This window comes from Pseudomonas sp. TJI-51 (assembly GCF_000190455.2).
Taxonomy (GTDB): Bacteria; Pseudomonadota; Gammaproteobacteria; order Pseudomonadales; family Pseudomonadaceae; genus Aquipseudomonas; species Aquipseudomonas juntendi.
On record NZ_AEWE02000107.1, the window covers coordinates 1 to 588 of the forward strand.

Sequence of the window (588 nt, forward strand, 5' to 3'; positions counted from 1 at the left end):
CCAGGCCATACACAACCAGATGAAAAACAAAAGCACCCAACGGCCAGATGGCGCGATTGGGCATGCCATTCGCGACATCTGGCGCCAAGGGAAATGCCCTGTCGTGATCGAACAGTTCCGGGGCGTTCTCGTGTAATTTCCCACCGCCTTGCGGGGCTTAAATGAAGCCCGAACCGCACTGACACCTTGCGCTGTGACGCGTGCCCAAGATCAACAACAGCATGCGAGCATTGTGTCGACCTACCCAACTCAAAGGAGCTATTTTCGCCTACGCCTGCCCGTCCATCCTTGTGTTAGCAAAAAGAGAACAACATCAATGAACACCGTGGGATCTGATGGCAACCTTGCACAAGGTTTCAAGCCACGACACGTAACGATGCTGTCTATCGCCGGCATCATCGGCGCCGGACTTTTCGTCGGCTCTGGCCACGCCATTGCGGCAGCCGGCCCAGCCACCATAATTTCCTATTTCGTAGCCGGAACCCTGGTGGTTCTGGTCATGCGCATGCTCGGCGAAATGGCCGTGGCGCACCCTGACACCGGATCGTTTTCCACCTACGCCGACCAGGCCATCGGCCGCTGGGCCGG

1 protein-coding gene is annotated in these 588 nt (G+C 57.7%); it reads left to right on the forward strand.

Translation table 11 applies throughout. The annotated features are described in order from the left end of the window. Positions 1 to 316: 316 nt before the first annotated feature. Positions 317 to 588: amino acid permease (locus G1E_RS28775; protein WP_047150081.1), on the forward strand; the 272-nt coding region annotated here is incomplete at its 3' end.